Here is a 16,235-nt window from a genome sequence, read left to right as displayed (position 1 = left end):
ATCTGAAAGTCGCTTCGAAAACAACTCTAAGATACTGGTTTTCAGGGATTTAAACAAATTTATTGCGCTGATTTTCAGGCATTTACCATACTTTTTTTATTATATTTTCAACCCTTGATTCACATTAATACCCCTCCTCCCATATTTTAATTAGGTGAATTTTAGTTTTTTGAACTGATTTCTTTTGCATTGATTATGTTTTGAGTACTTACCCCAATCCCATCCTTAGCACCTGTACCTTTCACCTTATTAATTTAAGAATAATGAAACCAATATTATTGACCTTTCTGCTGGCTGGGATTCTGCAAAGTCCATTTGCTCAGTCAGCCAAAGAGAATAAATTCTGGGAACAGGAAGATGTAGTCCCGGTTTTTAATCCATCCGTTTATGTCTGTTATCGTTCCGAAGATCCTATAATCGTGGATGGAAAGCTGAATGAAGAATCCTGGAAAAATGTGCCCTGGACGGATGAATTTCAAGATATCAGGGGTAAAGATTTTGCGGCTCCTGCTTATAGCACAAAAGCCAAAATGGTTTGGGATGATGAGTATTTCTATGTGGCTGCTAAACTTGAAGAGCCCCATGTTCAGGGAAAGATAACAGAACATGATGCAGTGATTTTTCACGATAATGATTTTGAGGTATTTATCGATCCTGACGGAGATTCACATCTTTATTATGAGTTTGAAATGAATGCTCGGAACACCATTTGGGACCTGCTTTTAGTAAAGCCCTACCGCGATGGAGGTCCCCCGGTTAATAGTTTGGAAACACCGGGTATCCGGACTGCTGTTCACATTGAAGGGTCCCTTAATGATCCGTCTGATGAGGATGAATACTGGAGTGTGGAGATTGCCTTTCCCATTTCTGTTTTAGAGCAGATTTCCAGGGGGCATGCACCTGGGGATGGGGCTTACTGGCGTGTGAATTTCAGCAGGGTGCAATGGCATACCGAGGTGATTGACGGCCATTACCTTAAACAAAAGGATCCTCAAACAGGCAAGCACTTACCCGAAGAGAACTGGGTTTGGTCCCCGCAGGGTGTGGTTAATATGCACAGACCCGAAACCTGGGGTTTTGTGTTCTTTACAAACGTTATAGCAGGAAAAGGAGCGGTTGATTTTAATTATCCCCGATCAGAAAACATCAAATGGGGGTTGAGGAATCTTTACTATGCCCAAAAAGCTTATAGAGCTAAATACGGGCAATATGCCTCCAAAGTAAAGAAGCTTACAAAAATAGGCTTTAAACCTGAATCACTCGGGTGTAATGTGGAAGTTAAAGCAGGCTGGCACACGTTTGAGGCCAAAGCTGTTTCCGAAGAAAGAAATTGGTTTATTGATCAGGAAGGACATACCTGGTCTGTTAAAAAATAAAATATGACTAAAAAAATTAATCTTTTAATGCTGCTTTCCTTGCTGTTACCCTTTACAGGTTTTGCAAAGGACAAAGGAACCGAACAGGAAAAAGCAGAGCGGATGGAATGGTTCAAAGATGCCAAGCTCGGGATATTTGTCCATTATGGCATTTATTCTGTAAATGGGATTGATGAATCCTGGTCTTTTTTTAACGGGTATATTTCGCATGAAGACTATATGGATCAGTTGGATGGCTTTTCCGCTTCGAAATATGATGCCAACCGCTGGATTAACATGTTTAAGGATGCCGGAGCCAAATATGCCGTTTTAACAACAAAGCACCATGATGGGGTAGCGCTGTGGAATTCAGATACCCAACATTACAATGTGGTGGACGATACCCCTGCCGGCCGGGACATTGTGGATCCTTTTGTAAAAGCTTTAAGAAAAAATGACATGAAGGTTGGACTGTATTATTCTTTGATTGACTGGTCTTATCCCGATTATCCGGCTTTTACACGCGATAGTGTCAGATATAAAGATAATCCGGTGCGATGGAGGAGTTTTACCGATTTTTATTTCGCTCAAATGGAGGAGTTGTCTTCAAGGTTTAATCCTGATCTTTATTGGTTTGATGGCGACTGGGAGCACAATGCGGAAGAATGGAAAGCCAAACAATTAAGGGAAAAACTATTTTCATACAACGACGGACTTATCATTAACAGCCGTCTTCGCGGCTACGGAGATTATATGACTCCTGAGCAGGGGGTACCGGTTGCAACTCCCCAAAGTCCCTACTGGGAACTTTGCCTGACCATGAACAACAGCTGGGGCTATCAGCACAACGACCACAATTATAAGACCCCTTACCAGTTGCTTTGGACTTTTGTGGATTGCATCAATAAGGGCGGAAACCTTTTGCTGGATATCGGGCCTATGCAGAATGGCACAATTCCTGAACCGCAGGTTAAAATTCTGGAAGCTTTTTCCCGTTGGACAAAGAAACATGAGGAAGCTATCTATGGCACCCGGAAGGGGTTACCCGAAGGCCATTTTTTTGGTCCCTCGGCAGTGAGTAAAGATGGCAAAACGCTCTTTCTTTATGTTGACAGAAAGCCAGGGATTCCGCTTCGTTTAAAAGGAGTCGCTTCTGAAATAGGTGATGTAAGAATTGTGGGCAGCAATGTAGCTCCTGAATACTACCGTGAGAAACAGAGCGGAGCTGTCAGAATAGATATTCCCGAAGAAGGTTTGGATTCAGATATAACAGTAGTTGCGGTGGATTTTGAAGATGAAATTTCTCTTCGGAAGGTTGAAAAATCCCTGACTGATGATTTCGTAGATTACCTTGAAGAAGATGTCCGTTGGAGAGATAAGCACCTTCCATTGATGGGAGAAACACAGGAAGGAATTTCAAGGCTTCACTATTCCGGACCATCTTTATTATCAAAGGATAAACAGATCTTGTATTTGATAGTAGATGGAAAACCCAATGGTCCTTTGGTATTAAAAGGCCTTAAAAATAAAATCAACAGAATCTGGGTAGTGGGGAATGCCACCAAATTGTTCCATCAAATTGTGGGCAAACTTTACTGGAGCAGCGTTCCCGGAATTGCTTATATTGATGTGCCGGATTCAGTACTTGATCCGCGGGGGACTGTCATTGCTGTATTATTGGATGGCCCGGTTTCTTTATATTCCGAGGAGGGGCATGTGATAGAGAGTAATTAACAGTTTCTAAAAGTATTTTCTTTTCTTAAAGTCGCCGGGTGGGAAATCATGGTCAGTTTAATCCCGCCCGGTGGCTTTTTTTTCTATGTTTTAACTAAAAGTAACGCCTAATCTGTTTCCTCAAATGCTCTAATCTTTGAAATTAACATTTGTGAAATGATTTTACGTTTTCCCTTATTGTGGTTAAAAACCGGACTGTGTATTTTTATTTGTTTGATTTTCATGGATTTTGTTTTGTTTCGGTGCGGGTTCCATTTGCAAAACATTTTTGATTGTTCTTCCTGTTATTCATTCTTATTGCTATCCCAATACCGCACGTTATTCCTGATGCTTTAATGTCACCTTTTGTAGTTATTTGATTTTGAGATTGTTTGAATGGCTTTTTTAGGTTCAAAACAATGCTAAGAAATAAAACTTAGGCAAAAAAATAGTAAAAGGTTGCTTGAAAAAGCAAAAAAACATACATTTGTCCATCCAAAACAAAAAAAATGCAAAAAAGAATGATTGATTTTGGTTTTGTGAAAAGTTAGAATCAATAATTTTTTTTAACTAAAATTCACAGTAAGTGTTTTTATTATTAATTAAATTTTTAAAATCTTGTCTATGAGGCGATTAGAAAGTTGTTTTTTGTTCGTAAAAAGAACATGGAGCAGCAAAATTTGTGCATTGACGTTGGCTGGTTTTATGGCCTTTGGTAATGTTTCGTCTGTTTTTGCTGAAACAGGTAATGAAAATTCTCTTACTGCCATGGATATGCAGCAGGGAAAATCTGTTACAGTTCAGGGAACAGTTCAGGATCCCGGTGGCGAACCCATTCCCGGAGTAAATATTGTGGTAGGAGGTACAACTCAGGGAACCATCACCAATATGGATGGTGAATATACTCTGGATGCGCCATCAGATGGAACATTGGTTTTTTCTTTCATTGGTTTTACATCTCAAAGTGTGCCTGTTGAAGGACGTTCAACCATAAATGTTACTCTTGAAGAAGAGGCTGTTGGGTTGGACGAGGTAGTGGTAACTGCTTTGGGCATTAAAAGAGAAAGAAAAGCATTGGGCTATTCAATGCAGGAAATTGGTGGTGATGAAGTATTGGAATCACGTGAAGCGAATGTGGCCAACTCTTTAAGTGGTAAAGTTTCCGGTCTTCAGGTAATTAAATCAAGTGCAGGACCTGCTGCTTCTTCAAAAATTGTATTGAGAGGTAACAGTTCTCTTACCGGCGATAACCAGCCTTTAATTGTTGTGGATGGTATTCCTGTGGATAACTTTACCGGTGCCGAAAACAATGACTACTGGAACCCATCATTGGATATGGGTAACGGATTGGGCGATATCAACCCCGAAGACATTGAAAGCATGTCTGTTCTGAAAGGTGCTTCTGCGGCAGCATTGTATGGATCACGAGCTGGTAACGGTGTTATTCTGATTACCACAAAATCCGGGAAAGAGCAAAAAGGTGTTGGTATTACTGTATCTGCTTCTTTGGGCATCGAAAGTATTTTTACCAATCCTGATATGCAAAAGACCTTTGGTCAGGGAACTGAAAAAACTTTTGACAACCAGTCTACTTCCAGCTGGGGACCCAAGATTGAAGGACAGGAGCTGGAAATGTGGGATGGTCAAACCAGACCCCTTCAGGCTTACGACAATGTTGGTAATTACTTCGATACTGGTATATCGCAGGATTATAGTGTATCCTTCCAGCAGAAGTATGATAACACCTCTGTTTATACTTCCTTTACTCACAAAGATGACCAGAGTATGATCCCCGGATCAGACCTTAAGCGCACAAACCTTACTGCAAGGGTTTCAAATGTATTTGGTCCCAATGAGAAGTGGTCGATGGATACCAAAGTGCAATATATCAACACCAATGCTCAAAACAGGCCATTGTTGGGGGTAAATGCTTCCAATGCCTATTACACCATGTATTTGTTGCCTGTTTCTCTGGATATCAGAAAATTTGATCCTTCGGTGGATGAAAACGGCAATATGATTTGGTATGGAAGCAGTTCTCAAGTAAACCCTTACTGGGGAGCAAACTATAATCTCAATGAAGATTCCAGAGACCGCTTTATTCTGCACAGTTCATTGAAGTATGAATTCAATGACTGGTTGAATGCTGAGGTTAAAGGTGGTTCCGATCGCTACACCACAAATACTGAATCTAAGGTTTACGGAGGCAGTCCGCTGACGCCAACCGGGCGCTACAGTCTTGGAAAACAAGTTTTCCATGAAAACAATTTCAGTGCATTGATCAATGCTTCCAGAGATAATCTTTTCGGAAAAGTAGGCGGAAGTGCCATGTTGGGTGGTAATCTTATGGCCCGCAAAAATTCAGGACTTAAAAGTAATTCAGGAGAGTTGGAAGTTCCCAACCTTTTTGCTCTGAACAATGGTGTGGATAATCCTACCATTTCGGAATCCTTTGTGGAGAAGAAAATCAATTCTCTTTACGGAAATGTTCAGGTCAACTACGATAGTTACCTTTTTGTTGAAGGGACTTTCCGTAACGACTGGTCATCTACATTGAGTGAAGAAAACAGATCGTTCTTTTATCCTTCTGTAACGACTTCTTTGATAGCTACAGATATGGTGGATAAAATGGGCGGTACTTTGCCTGCATGGCTGACATTTGGTAAGATTCGTGCCTCTTATGCAGAAGTTGGTAACGATTTGTCGCCTTATCAGCTTTACAATACATACTGGATTGGTAAGGATCCTCTTGGAAACACCACTGCCGGTGTTGACGATATTTTATTCAATCCTAATGTAAGAAGTGAGCTTATTAAGTCATTGGAGTTTGGTGCAGAGTTGAGATTGTTTAGCAACCGTTTGGCGCTTGATTTCTCCTGGTACAAGTCCAATGCTACCCGTCAGTTGATCAATCTTCCTATGGACCCGCAGAGTGGGTACAGGTATAAAAAGATCAATGCCGGTGATATCCAGAATAAAGGTATTGAGCTGATGGCCAACGCGCATCTGATTAAACAGCCAGGTGGATTCAACTGGAATATGCAGATCAACTACTCTAAGAATGAAAACACTGTAGAGGAGCTTGCCGAAGATGTGCAAACTTATGAATTGGGCGGTTTTGATAATGTGAAGGTAATGGCCGAGGCCGGTGCTATGTATGGCGAAATATATGGTACTACCTTCCTGAGAGTTACCGACGAGAACAGCGAGCACTATGGTGAGTTGTTACTGGATGGAAACGGTCTGCCCCAGGCTGATCCTGAGTTGAAAAAACTGGGTAATCAGCAGCCTGATGCTATGTTGGGTGTGATTAACTCTTTTTCTTACAAGGGGCTGAATCTTAGCTTCCAGGTAGACGGGCGTTTTGGCGGAGAAATCTTCTCAGGTACCAATCAGGGTATGCAGCTGGCCGGAACTGCGGCTGTTACTGCCCCCGGAGGAGAGCGTGAGGATATGGTTGTAGATGGTGTATACGAATCAAGCGGATCATATGTAGTTAATGACCAGTCGGTAACTACTCAACAATACTGGACTGCTGTTGCAGGAAACGGAAACGTTGGTATTGTGGAAGCTAACGTTTACGATGCGACCAATATCCGTTTGCGTAACATCAACCTCAGCTATAAGCTGCCTCAGCGTTGGATTAAGGGATCGCCACTGCAAAGAGCAAAAATTGGTATGACCCTTAACAATGTTTGGTTAATTCACAGTAACCTTAATGGTGTGGATCCTGAGTCTGTATTTGCTACAGGTTCTAACGCAGTTGGATTTGAGAACGCTGCCCCTCCAACATCCAGAACTTACTTGTTTAACCTTACTTTAGGATTTTAATTGATAATGGATCTTTGTGGATCATGATGCTTGAATCGATGATATTGATTGCAGAAAGAAAAAGTCATGAGAATTTCCATTACACCTTTTAATACAAATTATATACGGATGAAGACAATTAAGAATATAAAAACCGGATTGCTCCTCTTAAGCAGCGTGTTTTTTGCTTCTTGTTCCGACTTTGAGGAGCTTAATATCGACCCAAAAGCTGCCAGTGCGGATCAGGTTCAGGAGGAATACTTTTTTAATGCATCAATGACCGGGGCTCAACAGAATCCCCACATTGCTGAACGTGCATTTATTTTATACTGGAAAACCGCAGCCAGACAACACCGCCTCAATGGCGTTCTGTCTCTTGGCTCATACAGCGACGGGTGGAGTAGTGATTACTACAGCTCACTTACCCAGTGGCTCAAGTCTGCCAACCTGACCATTAAGGTGGCTGATGAGAAAATTGAGAATGGTACCAATTCTACTTATACTGAGAATATCAAGCAAGTGGCCCGCATCTGGAGGGTTTATCTGATGAGTGAATTTACCGATAACTTCGGACCTATGCCATTGGATGGTTTTGAGGGTGAAAACCCGGGCTTCGAGGATGTTAAGTCGGTTTATTATTTCTTGCTTTCAGAATTGAAATCTGCCAATGAGGCGATTGATACAGAAATTGAAATTCCTTCAGATCTTGCAGACTATGACAAAGCTTATGGTTTTGATTTGATGAAATGGAAGAAGTATGCCAATTCAATGCGAATGAGATTGGCGATGCGTTTGTCCGAGGTTGATCCGGCTAAAGCTCAGGAAGAGTTTGAAGATGCTGCCTCAGGCAATATTATTCTCTCTTCAGATGAAACTTTTAAAGTTGCCGAAAAACCGGGATGGGATGATTTAACAGGTGTTATGAGCCGCGAATGGAATACCCAGCCACTTTCAGCTACACTTAACAACTTGTATATTGGTCTGGGTGGCGTTTCTTCTGAGGCTCAATTGCCGGGGGATATGCATAGTGCTGTTAAGCCTGAAAACTGGATGGGTGTTAAATATGAAAAGCATATGACTACCATGACCAATGATCCTTCAGCAGGTTTTTGGTTTGACGGATTACACAAAAACATGGATCCCAGGGCTTATAAAGCCTTTACTGTTCCGGGAGATTTTGATAATCCCGATTTCAGTTTCTATCCTTCATGGACCGACGATGCACGCAATACCGTGCGCAATCTGGTAGATGCTGATGGAAATGAGGTCGTAGAAATTGATGCAGCCAACACATGGAATGCCGCTCCTCTGGGCGACTGGGGTGAGAAATCTGCGAAAAACAATGTCTCTTTCTATTTGGGAACCAACCCAAGATTGAGTCAGCGTTTCCGCGGCAGTACATCAGAGCGCATTTTCTTTGCGCCCTGGGAAACTTACTTCCTGATTGCTGAAGCTGCAGTCAGAGGATGGAATACACCTATGGATGCTCAAACCGCTTACGAAGAGGGTATTGCTGCCAATTTTGAATATTGGGAAGTAAGTGAGTACCTTGGTGACTACCTGGCTTCTGATAACTACAACAGGGTCGGAACCTCTGTTAGATGGGACCACACGGTTGAGCCTTCAGGACCGGTCACTATGAGTTATGAAAATGGTTATACCGGTGAAACAGGAACTTATGAGTTTACTTATCCTAAAAACCATCTTTATGAAAATGGTGAAGTAAGCAATGATCGTCTTACCAAGATTATCACTCAGAAGTACTTGGCTCAATTGCCATGGTTGCCTCTTGAGGCATGGAATGACCATCGTCGATTGGGGTTGCCATTCTTTGAAAATCCGGCTGTTGACCGCCCTATTACTGAGCTTCCCGCACTTAGTGCTTCGAATTACATGGAGAGTAAAGTGGAATTTTTCCCACAAAGGTTAAAGTATCCCTCAAGCTTGAGAAACAGTAATCCTCAGGGCTACGAGCAGGCTGTTTCTTTCCTGAATGGAGAAGATGCTGTATTAACCCCACTTTGGTGGGCTAAGAAAGAGTAGTAGTGTAAAACTACAATTTATTGAGTGTTTTTGCACTCATACTGAATATGAAGGCTGTCTCGATTGAGGCAGCCTTCTTTCTTTATAACTACACCTGAGAAGTATTCATTTAATTCTTTGTCGAACAGGACGGCAATCTGGTTCCCAGAGATAAAAACCACCAAAATTTTTGTAAAAGTTGAATGCTGACAATCGAATAATCCTCGAAGAAAGAGAAAAGTAATTCCGAAAGCAATAAATGTAAAACCGAAAAACAGGAATGTAATATCGGAAAATAGAAATGTAACATTGAAAAGGGGAAAAGTAACGTATAAATGTATTCCGTTTATCTAAATAGGTGATTTAATTAGAGGGGCCAATTCTTCTTAATTTAGGATCTATATCTACTCCGAAGGCAGTGAAACAGGCTTGTTCTCAATCTCAGATTATCAGTTTATTGGTGTAAAAGCAGTCATTAGAGATCATTCTTTAAAGTTTCGAAATCCCGTTTAATTTGGTTCCTCGCCCGGTTATTGGTAGTGTGGGTTAATTGTATATAGAGTCTGTCCATAAAGTACCACTTGCTGCGTTGCGCTTGCCGTCAAAATACTCATCCCGAAGGATCGGGACTCCGTTTTTGGCGGCTTCGCAAGCCTTCCAACTGGCACTTTCTGACCAGACACATGACTCTTTACAAACTTTCCCGACTTTATAGCTGGGCACTGTACAGAATCAAATGTAAAAAAAGCAAAAAAAACGTACTAAAAAACAAACGGAAGCCTTTGTGTATTAGGTTTAAATGGTTTTCAATGTATGATTAAAATGGAAGTAACGTTAAAAACTTTTGCAAAAAAAGAGAAAAAGTTTGTTTCAAAAGTGTAAAAAGATATATATTTGTGGTGTTGAAAATCACAAAATTGCATTTTTGAAATACAAGAAAAGTTTAAAAGGTGTTCAAGTCTTTGTTTGTGTAATATTTAAAAATGTTAATGTAAGTTTTTGAGTTTTGAGTTGAAGAAGCATGTTGTTTTAACGTTCATTTAGTTTTTAATTAAAAATCTAGTCTATGAGACGATTCAAAATTGTCAATCCTTTCAATTTTACTGGAAGGTGGAGCTACAGAATTTGTGCTATGGCCCTGGCAGGTTTCCTTGCTTTAGGCAGTAGTACTTCTGTATTTGCTGAAGTAAACCAGGAAGGTGATGCCTTTTTAAATCAGCAGGGGCAAACCATTACTGTGACAGGTACCGTTATGGATGGTAACGGAGAGGCTATTCCCGGCGCAAACATTGTTGTGGATGGTACTTCTACCGGAACCATTACTGACATGAGTGGAAAATACAGCATTGAAGCACCTGAAAATGGGAGTCTGGTTTTTTCATTTATTGGGTTTGTGACCCAAACAATTCCTATTGAGGGAAGATCCACCATTGATGTAACAATGGCGGAAGAATCTCTTGGTTTGGATGAAGTTGTTGTAACAGCGCTGGGTATAAAAAAAGAAGCTAAAGCCCTGGGGTATTCTGTTTCAAAGGTTGATGAAGATAGGATTATGGCAAGTGGTTCCCCTTCCAATCCCCTTCAATCCCTTTATGGTAGTGCCGCTGGTGTTCAGGTTGCTTCAACGGCTTCTGGTCCGGCCGGTGGTATGAAAATTAATATTCGGAATGCTGTTTCGTTTGATGAAAATTCCACTACACGTCCATTGATTGTCGTAGACGGAGTGCCTATTCATGATGAGAATACCGGTATTGGATATGGTGCCAACAGTCGCGATAACGGTACCGGAATTAACGATATCAACCCCAATGACATTGCTTCTTTTGAAATTCTTAAAGGTGCAAAAGCTTCAGTGCTGTATGGTAGTGAAGGGGGAAACGGAGTTATTTTAATTACTACTAAGTCTGGTGCGAAATCAAAAGGGTTGGGTATTTCAGCATCATACACCACTTCCTGGGACAGGGCTGCTTTTATGCCGGATCTTCAGACTCAATATGGTACAGGACGGAGCCCAAGTAATACGGAAACTGATGCTCAGGGGTTCTTTCTTGATGAAAATGGTCAGAGAACTCTTGATTACAGTGGTCAGGCTTTTGGACCTAAATTTGATCCTGATGTTACCTTGAATTGGTGGGATGGAAGTCAGCGCGCATGGAAACCTCAGACCGATAATATTTACGATGACATGTTCCGTACCGGTCGTCAGACGACTTCAAATGTTTCTGTTAGTTCAGGAAATGAAGATGGGTCTGTTCGTTTATCATTAACCAATATGCAACTGACTCCAACGTTGCCGGCAGGTGATTATGAGAAGAATTCTTTCAGTTTGAGTGCACAGTATAACATCAATGATTATATTTCTGTAAAATACTCTGGTAACTACTATGTAACTTCCAATAAAAATGCTGCCAATGCTAGTACATTTGATGCTCAGGGTGCTCGTGCAGCTATTGGAGCCTATAGTGCTGATATTAATGTGGATTTGATTAAGAGTAATTTGGTGACCCCTGAGGGATATAACTTTTATGCCAATCCCAATCTGACTAATTTCTTCTCTGCAGGACGTTCTGCTATTGGGAGCTTTTTCTGGGATCAGGGACAGAATGAGTCGCTTTACGATCGTCATCACAATATTCAGTCGCTTACACTTGATTTGACCTTCAATGATGTGTTTAGTGCTACATTAATGGGAGGGCTGGATGCTACCTCCGACAGGGATGTGTATAAGGGAAAGCTGATGGACCCATCTTTGATCGGTCCCAATAGCGGTTCTTCATATTTCGATAAATCGCGGGATATCCGAAAAACTTATGGACAGGGGATGATAAATTTTGATACCGATCTTTCCGATTTTAATGTCTCCGGCTTTGTTGGTGGTGTTATCCGCCATAATTATTTCGAAATGAAAGGTGCTAACCGGGTAGGTGGAATGGTGATTCCTAACTTCTTCTCTTTCTCCAATCTTCCGTCAGGGGAACAACCGGTTTATAATTATGATAATGGTGAAGATATTTTGTACAGTCTTATGGGGTCTGCTCAAGCTGCCTGGAAAAATCAGGTTTATGTTGAAGTTCAGGGGCGTCAGGATTGGTCATCTATTTTGCCTTCAAAATATAACAGTTATTTCTATCCGGGATTGAGTGCAACCTGGTTGATACACGAAACTCTTGATTTACCTTATTGGGTTGATTTTGCCAAGGTGCGTGCCTCATGGGCCGATGTAGGTCGTCCTGGTCCTCGTTACTTTAGTAATGTAAGTTATGGCGTTTCAGCCTCAGGATCAGGATATATTTTGGTACCTCCAAAGGATCTTCCTCCTATGAATGAGAATGGAGAACCAAACTTAAAGCCTGAAAGAAAACGCGAGTTTGAAGTTGGAGCTGAAGCATACTTGTTTGCCAATCAGCGTTTGGGTGTTGACTTTTCCTATTATAAATCTAATACCTATGATCAGATTATGGGGGTTACAGCCCCTCCGGGTATGGGTGTAGATCAAATACTCATGAATGCCGGTGATGTTTCTAATAATGGTTGGGAGTTGGCGTTGAAAACCAAACCCATTTTTACCAATGATTTCCAGTGGGGACTTGACTTTACATTTGCCGGGAGTAAAACAAGGGTTGAAAGACTTGACGGCGAATTATCAGCTCTTACCCTTTGGAGTACCAATGGGTTAAATGCAGTTGCTGAAGTAGGTGGTGAGTATGGATTGATTTACCAGCAACGTGGATGGCAACATTTTATTGATCCATCCGATCCCGATAATCCTGAGAATGGCAAACGGATTGTGAAGGGTGATGGAACAATGTATGATTATTCACCGGAAAGTAGTAAAATGGTTGGAAAACTATTGCCTGACGTAACAGGTGGTGTATTCAGCTCATTTAAATACAAGAATGTTCGGCTCATTGCAAATTTGGACTACTCATTTGGGGCATTCTTTATTTCCGAAGGAGAGACTTATATGATGGCTTCCGGTGTTCTTGATGAAACCCTTAAATACAGGGACGCTGAGCATGGTGGTGTAGCTTATCACCTTGAGGACGGTCAAAAAATATCCGGTGAAGCGCCTGCAGTAGGCGATACATATTACGATGGTGTATTGCTGGAGGGGGTTTATGCTGATGGAACTCCCAATGATAAGGTTGTTTCAGCTCAAGACTACTATTATAATTCATATTTCTCCAACGGTTTCTTTCCTGAAGATCGCCTCTTTAAGAGCGATTACGTAGCTCTGAGAAATGTGGCTATTGATTACACATTCCCAAGAAGAATTGCCGAAAGAGTGATGTTAAAAGAATTGACCCTGTCTGTTTTTGGAAATAATCTGGCTTATCTTTATAAAGCTGCTCCAAACACAATTCCTGAGTCCTCGAATGGTACAGGATGGGGCAGCAGCTCCTATGGAACTACAGCATTGCCAACGCAACGTTCCTTTGGTTTTTCTGTAAAAGTTAAGTTGTAAATTGTAAAGGACTGTATTTATGAAAAAGATAATTTTAAATTCAATACTTTCACTCCTCATGCTGTTTTCTGCAGTTTCTTGTCAGGACAAGCTGGAGGAATTGTATCAGGATCCTGATAGTTTCTCAAAGGAACAAGCTGATAAGACGGGAGGAGTTAGTGTAATTGCCGGTTTCTTTACCTCGCAATTGACACGTGGTTTTTTCCTGCGCGGCGAATATGGGGCTTCTTACCACCAAATGAGAAGTGGTTCGCGAATCACCGGAACTGGTGTTCAGTTGTATTACAATACCGTAGACTACGGTGTGCCCTATAATTTGTATGATGTTGAACATGATTGGGGAACCAATGGGTTCAATAATACTGTGTTTAATAAGGTCAATAACGACTGGATAAAACAGGTGCTTTGGGCCCAGCGTGAATATAATCTAATGTCTGAAGAAGAAAAGTCTACTTTGGATAACCTGTTTATGCATCTGTTGCATGGTCTTAAGGCATATGGCTATCAAAGGGCAATTGACCTTTATGACAAGGTTCCCTACATAGAAACCGGCTCTGCTGGTGGTCTGGATGGAGAGAAGGCCGTTTATCTCGGACAGGAGGATATTTATCCCAAACTAATTGAAGAGTTAGGAGAAATTGATGATTTTCTTGCCGAATTAACCCTCTCCGATGGTGAGCAAGCTGCCTTTAGTAATCAGGATGTTATATTTGACGGAGATATTAATAAATGGCGTAAGTATATGAATTCACTGCGTCTGCGCTGCGCCATGAATGTGAGTGAAAGAATGCCTGAAACGACAAGCAGTGTTATTACCGATTTATCAGGCAAACCGCTTCTTTCAGAATACGATGATGTAGCCGGTTTGGCGGATATTGCTATTGTTGAACCTTACAGAATTCAGGTTGAACTAGGTATTACACGTGCATTCCGTGAGCGTGCTGATGAGTGCCGCGCTCCTAAAAAATTCCTGGATGATGTAATGGATTGTGAGCCTGTTGAAAATAGTGTGGAGATGAACGGACAGACTCTCTACTATTTTGAGGGCGATAATTCTGCAACGGGATTAATGGATGGTACTGTAGATCCTCGTGTTGCTTATATGTTTTCCAAGGATATTTTGGGACGTTACTTAGGAGCGGAAACTGCCTGGGATGACGGAACTGATCCGAACAGCTATTACAGCAAAATTATGCGTGGGTACTACATTAATGATCCTGTTTTGACCGATCCTTCTATTCATTTTTTTGCATATGGACAAAACAATGAGGACACAGTTAAACTTAATGATGAGGCTATTAACGACATGTCGGCACGCGAACCTTTTCTGCTTGCTGCCATGCGTGAAAGGGCATCAAAATATCAGGATATTGGTTGGACCATTGGTACTGATGATAATTTGATTTCCGAATATAATGTCGTTCCTCAGTACAATTTTAACTTAAGGTATCCTACCATTCATGCTGTTGAAACAGAACTGGCTTTGGCTGAAGCAGATGTCAGAGGTTTTGGGACTTTGAATGGATCTGCCAGAGATCATTATAAACGTGCAATTGAGCTTTCATGTCAATACTGGTATGAGTTGAATAGTTCCAACAATTACTCAAAGTCGTCCACTCCTTCATTTCCATCCAATATGGATGATTCCAGAATTGTGCGTGACAGAATTAGTATTCAGTACGATGCAAGTACTTATGCTGAAAACAAAGCTCAGGAGTTTGATGCATTGTCTGCTCAGGAGAAAGTGCAAGCCATATATGATCAACTTCAGTTGCATTATAACTTCCTCAACTTTGAGACACCTTATACTGCAGCGCGCCGTTTAATCAAATATCTGGGAGATAATCCTGCCAATACATATGAGGTCTTTGAATGGAAAGAGCGTATGACATATCCTGGTGGTATTCAGGCTTCAGATCCTGAAAACTGGGCCATTATCAGTGCTCACAATGATCCTGGTATTCCTGTATGGATATCAGATCGTAGTACGAAATGGAAAAATGTTTTAGAATAGAATACTGACCATATAAAGCATATTATTATGAAGAAGATACTTTTTTTAGGATTTTTGCTAATCTCTTTATTTGCCTGCGAAGCAGATGAAGCAAGAATAGTTGGAAATGCCAGTGCCGATGACGGAAACATTGTTTCAGGTATTACCGTCAAGCTTTACGATATGGATACTGACTTGCTAGCTACCACAACTACTGATTCCAATGGAAAGTTTGTTTTTTCTGATTTGGAAAGTGGTAACTATTATATTGGCGCAACAGTTACCGTTGAGGGAAGTACCTACGATACAGGTGTTACGCCTCAGGTTGTATATGTTAGTGATGAGATTTCCAAAGAGGTTTCTCTGACTTTAAATTTGAGAGAATAACAGATTTGGGTTTTTCTAAACAAATATGGGACTGCTCCGTTTTGAGGGCAGTCCTTTTTTGTTACATACTTTTATAGCAATACTCCGTTAAACTTTTATACAAGTCTAAAGTTCAAGCTCTTGGGGATGAATAGTTTTTCGTCTTAAAGCATAGATTATCAGTGTTATATGATCTATCTTAAATCTTATATCTAAAAGTCTAACGATCTATTGTTATAGAACAATAGTCCGTTAAGCCTGGCTGTAGTTTAAAATAGTAGTTTTCCAAAGTCCCCGAATGCCTGCCTGCCGGCAGGCAGGGGGCAAATTTAAATTACCCCTGGTACACCTGCCCGGGGGTGAAAATAAGGATATAATTGGTCTCTGAAAGAGGCCAACATTCTACAATTCATTAAAATATCCGGAATCGTTTGCCCTCTCTCAGGGATCCTGCAGCTTTGACATTTACTCCCCTGGCTTATCTGCCAGGGGGTATCTAAATTTTCCCTCT

General features: G+C 41.1%; 7 protein-coding genes. All 7 read left to right on the top strand.

The features are described from left to right. Nucleotides 1-263 precede the first annotated feature (263 nt). Nucleotides 264-1,376 (top strand): carbohydrate-binding family 9-like protein, encoded by a 1,113-nt coding sequence (locus DDZ16_RS04685; RefSeq protein WP_109263259.1) that lies wholly within the window; start codon nucleotides 264-266, stop codon nucleotides 1,374-1,376. 3 nt (nucleotides 1,377-1,379) lie between these two features. After that, on the top strand, nucleotides 1,380-3,089 hold the full coding sequence (locus tag DDZ16_RS04680) for an alpha-L-fucosidase (RefSeq protein ID WP_109263258.1): 1,710 nt from the start codon (nucleotides 1,380-1,382) through the stop codon (nucleotides 3,087-3,089). A 603-nt stretch (nucleotides 3,090-3,692) separates the two neighbouring features. Next, on the top strand, nucleotides 3,693-6,899 hold the full coding sequence (locus DDZ16_RS04675; RefSeq protein WP_198416672.1) for a SusC/RagA family TonB-linked outer membrane protein: 3,207 nt from the start codon (nucleotides 3,693-3,695) through the stop codon (nucleotides 6,897-6,899). A gap of 108 nt (nucleotides 6,900-7,007) precedes the next feature. Beyond that, the gene (locus tag DDZ16_RS04670; RefSeq protein ID WP_109263283.1) at nucleotides 7,008-8,921 is read left to right on the top strand and encodes a SusD/RagB family nutrient-binding outer membrane lipoprotein; all 1,914 of its coding nucleotides are present in this window, start codon (nucleotides 7,008-7,010) and stop codon (nucleotides 8,919-8,921) included. 1,045 nt (nucleotides 8,922-9,966) lie between these two features. Continuing rightward, nucleotides 9,967-13,365 carry a SusC/RagA family TonB-linked outer membrane protein gene (locus DDZ16_RS04665; RefSeq protein WP_109263257.1) on the top strand — a complete coding sequence of 1,133 codons (3,399 nt, stop codon included), beginning with the start codon at nucleotides 9,967-9,969 and terminating at the stop codon, nucleotides 13,363-13,365. Nucleotides 13,366-13,384: 19 nt separating this feature from the next. Beyond that, a complete protein-coding gene (locus tag DDZ16_RS04660; protein ID WP_109263256.1) occupies nucleotides 13,385-15,379 on the top strand; it encodes a SusD/RagB family nutrient-binding outer membrane lipoprotein in 1,995 nt (664 codons plus the stop codon). Nucleotides 15,380-15,406: 27 nt separating this feature from the next. Beyond that, nucleotides 15,407-15,745 carry an SdrD B-like domain-containing protein gene (locus DDZ16_RS04655; protein ID WP_109263255.1) on the top strand — a complete coding sequence of 113 codons (339 nt, stop codon included), beginning with the start codon at nucleotides 15,407-15,409 and terminating at the stop codon, nucleotides 15,743-15,745. The last annotated feature ends 490 nt before the right edge of the window (nucleotides 15,746-16,235 follow it).

Source organism: Marinilabilia rubra, assembly GCF_003121985.1.
GTDB classification, from domain to species: domain Bacteria; phylum Bacteroidota; class Bacteroidia; order Bacteroidales; family Marinilabiliaceae; genus Marinilabilia; species Marinilabilia rubra.
Note: the sequence above shows the minus strand (reverse complement) of the source record. Positions and strands in the feature narration are given on the sequence as shown.